General features: G+C 42.5%; 4 protein-coding genes and 1 pseudogene. 3 read left to right on the forward strand and 2 right to left on the reverse strand.

Going from position 1 to position 3,563, the window contains the following annotated elements; translation table 11 throughout:
• Positions 1-73: 73 nt before the first annotated feature.
• Together JWQ85_RS03025 and JWQ85_RS03030 are read right to left on the reverse strand one after the other, a co-directional pair.
• Positions 74-331 (reverse strand): hypothetical protein, encoded by a 258-nt coding sequence (locus JWQ85_RS03025; RefSeq protein WP_299463741.1) that lies wholly within the window; start codon positions 329-331, stop codon positions 74-76.
• Between the two features lie 4 nt (positions 332-335).
• Positions 336-758, reverse strand: a complete 423-nt coding sequence (locus JWQ85_RS03030) for a nuclear transport factor 2 family protein (RefSeq protein ID WP_299463744.1) — start codon at positions 756-758, stop codon at positions 336-338.
• Positions 759-992: 234 nt separating this feature from the next.
• Between JWQ85_RS03030 and JWQ85_RS03035 the strand changes: the two genes are divergently transcribed.
• From JWQ85_RS03035 to JWQ85_RS03045, 3 genes and pseudogenes are all read left to right on the forward strand, one after another.
• Complete coding sequence (locus tag JWQ85_RS03035) at positions 993-1,871, forward strand: carbohydrate kinase (RefSeq protein WP_299463747.1); 879 nt, start codon at positions 993-995, stop codon at positions 1,869-1,871.
• A gap of 113 nt (positions 1,872-1,984) precedes the next feature.
• The gene (locus JWQ85_RS03040; RefSeq protein ID WP_299463750.1) at positions 1,985-3,085 is read left to right on the forward strand and encodes a VWA domain-containing protein; all 1,101 of its coding nucleotides are present in this window, start codon (positions 1,985-1,987) and stop codon (positions 3,083-3,085) included.
• Between the two features lie 89 nt (positions 3,086-3,174).
• Positions 3,175-3,563: pseudogene (locus JWQ85_RS03045) on the forward strand (magnesium chelatase); the annotation flags it as partial.

Below are 3,563 nucleotides of genomic sequence, written 5' to 3' on the forward strand. Positions count from 1 at the left end.
TGTTAGAACAAGAAAAAGCTTCTCCCAGTTATTAATAGTTTTTAGGGCGCTAATTATTTCTTTCATATAATCATTAAAGGTACTTAACCAATATACAAATCAACACCACAAACCCTATAAATAACGCGCCTGCCATTTGCTGCCCGGCGCGTTCCATCATTTGTTTATAACTATCACCCCTATCATAATCCATATTATAAATTGTTTTAAATGAATAAGCTTCAGCTGAGGGGCGAAAAAGTTTTGCAAGCTGCCCCATTGCATACAACACACATGCCCCAATTATCCGAAGTAAAGAACCAACCCAATTACCTAATATAAATTCCATCATACTATTAACTCGTATGGTCGCAAACTATCTTCCACTCACCGTTTATTTTTCTAAACCATAAGGTAAAATACCCGCCGGGGGCATCTTTTTCGCGGGCAAGGCTCCAGGCGCCCATTACAAAGGCATCCTGTTTGCTTAACAGTTCTACTTTATCAATCCTAAAGGTAAGCTTGCCCATAGCGGCTTTGTCGGGGTAGCCTTTTTTATAGTTTTCTAACGTTTGCTGCCAGCCATAGGTTGGTCCGCGTTTGCCTATGAACATCAGCGAATCTGATTTCCAGTAACCCTGCATAAAGCCTTCCAGATCGCCTTTGCTCCAAGCGGTTTGCTGGTCATGCATCAATTTCACTATGGCTTGCTTATCCTGCGCTTTCAGGCAGATACAAGTAATGAGAAGTAAGAGGAAAGAAGTGATAAGCTTTTTCATAGGATAAATATATCAATCTAATTACAATTAAAGGTATTTCACGCAAAGGCGCTACTTTACTTAAATACCAGTCGATATTATTTCTTTATTTACATTTTTTCGAGAAATCAAACTTCATATCTCAAAACCCATTGTTAAGTAATTGTTAACAAATTGTATCGTATGTTATTAAAAATTTAACATGGTTTACCATAAATCCTTTTTAGCTTTACAGCCTTACCGTTCCACTACAATATGAAAAATAGGGTTTTATGCTTTGGGGAAGTTTTATGGGATGCCTTCGGCGACGAAAAGAAAGCCGGTGGCGCACCAATGAATGTAGCAAGGCACCTGGTGCAGCAACATGTTGATGTTAAGTTTGCAAGTCGTGTTGGTATGGATGCATCCGGTAACGAACTGGTAGATTTCCTTAAAAACAACGGCCTATATTCCCCTATGATACAAAGGGATAACACCCTGCCTACCTGCGAAGTTACTGTTGAGCTCGACGATAAAAACCAGGCAACTTATATTATACCCGAACCTGTTTCATGGGATAATATCCAGTTAGATAATAACCTGAAAGAAGGCGCTAAAGATGCTTCAATTGTAGTTTTTGGCAGCCTGGCCTGTCGCGAAAAAACAACACATGATACCCTGCTTAACCTGCTCGACGAAACCGACGCCATAAAAATATTCGACGTTAACCTGCGCCACCCGCATTATACTTTGGCTACTATTGAGACCCTTGCGGCCCGTGCCAGTGTTATAAAAATGAACGAAGAAGAAGCCGACCTGCTTATTGGCGGTGGCAATGGCGATCTAAAAGCCAAGATAACCGAGTTTAGAAATAAATACCATACCAAAACAATTTGTGTAACCCGTGGCGAAAATGGTGCTATGATATGGCACGATTACGAGTTTTTTGAGCACCCGGGCTTTTGTGTAGAAGTTGCGGATACCGTTGGTGCCGGCGATGCATTCCTGGCTACTTTTATTGCCGGTTTAATTGCCAACAACCCTATCCCTAAAATTTTATTAAATGCCTGTGCTATTGGCGCTTATGTAACCAGCCGCCGTGGTGCTAACCCGGTTTACAACCGCGACGAAATTGGCCGCATAAAGAAGAGCTAACCCCTACGCTTTTCGCCCTATTGTCATGCTTAGTTAACAATTGCGCTTAAATGGCGCAATTTCAAACTTTTAAATCAAATTATCCGTTACTTTATACTTAGAAAGGGTAAAATATGCGTGGTTTTGGATTTTCACAGTTTAAACCAAACCAGATCCCAAAGGGCGGATTTGAAGAATTACTGAAGTTATTTCTGGAATTATTGAACTACACCGCCGGTGATGCCGGGGAAGCTTTGGCATGGCTTAATGAGTTGGATAAGCAATACAATATCACCAATGACGATTATGGCATGGGCGATTTTATTGACGAGCTTAAACAAAAGGGTTACCTCACCGAGGACAACCAAAATGGCGAGTTTCGCATTACGGCCAAAACCGAGCAAAGCATTCGCCAATCGGCATTAGAAGAGATCTTTGGCAAGCTCAAAAAATCGGGCAAGGGCAATCACCGTTCGCCGCAAAGCGGGCAGGGCGATGAAAAAAATGCCGAACGCCGCGAGTTTGAGTTTGGCGACAGTCTGGACCAGATAGATATGACACAATCTATCCAGAATGCACAGGTTAACCATGGCATAGGCGGCGATTTTATGATGACCGAGCGCGACCTGGAGGTAGAAGAAATGGATTACAAAACCCTCACTTCAACCGTTCTGATGATAGATATATCGCACTCCATGATCTTATACGGTGAAGACAGGATAACCCCTGCCAAAAAAGTAGCCATGGCACTGGCCGAGCTGATCCGCACCAAATACCCTAAGGATACTTTGGATATTGTAGTGTTTGGTAACGATGCCTGGCCTATTACTTTACAGGACCTGCCTTATTTGCAGGTTGGTCCTTACCATACCAATACCTATGCAGGGTTAGAGCTTGCTACAGATATGTTGCGCAGGCGCAAAACGCACAACAAGCAAATTTTTATGATAACCGATGGCAAGCCCACCTGCTTAAAGGAAGGCACCAAGTATTATAAAAACAGCATTGGGCTGGATAGAAAAGTGGTGAACAAAACGCTGAACATGGCCGCGCAATGCAAGAGGCTTAAAATACCTATCACCACCTTTATGATAGCTAAAGACCCCTACCTGCAGCAGTTTGTACGCAAATTTACCGAAACCAACGGTGGCAAAGCGTTTTACAGCTCGCTAAACAACCTGGGCGAATACATTTTTGAGGACTACGCCAGGAATAGAAGGAAGAACGTAAAATAGATTCAAGAAGATAAGAGTCAAGAATCAAGACAAAAAATTAAAAACTAACCCGATAACTATCGGCACATCGGTGAAATCAAGAATAAAAAATGAGCAAATTATTAGATATAAAAACCCTTGGCGAGCTTAAAAAAACGGGCTACAAAAGCCGGTCGGTTAAAGATGAGTTGAGGGCTAACCTTATTACTCAGCTACAAAAAAAAGAAGGTGGTTTTGAAGGTATCATCGGTTTTGAAGATACCGTTATCCCCGATCTGCAAACTGCCATCCTATCGCGCCACAATATTTTATTGCTGGGCTTACGGGGGCAGGCAAAAACACGTATTGCCCGCCTGATGATAAACCTGCTGGACGAATACATTCCTTATATAGAAGGGTCGGAACTGTTTGATGACCCATTGGCCCCAATATCATGGTACGGCCACAGCACTGTAGAAACCAAGGGCGACGATACCCCCATTGGCTGGATCCACCGCAG

Origin of the sequence: Mucilaginibacter sp., assembly GCF_028288105.1 — a bacterium.
Classification (GTDB): domain Bacteria; phylum Bacteroidota; class Bacteroidia; order Sphingobacteriales; family Sphingobacteriaceae; genus Mucilaginibacter.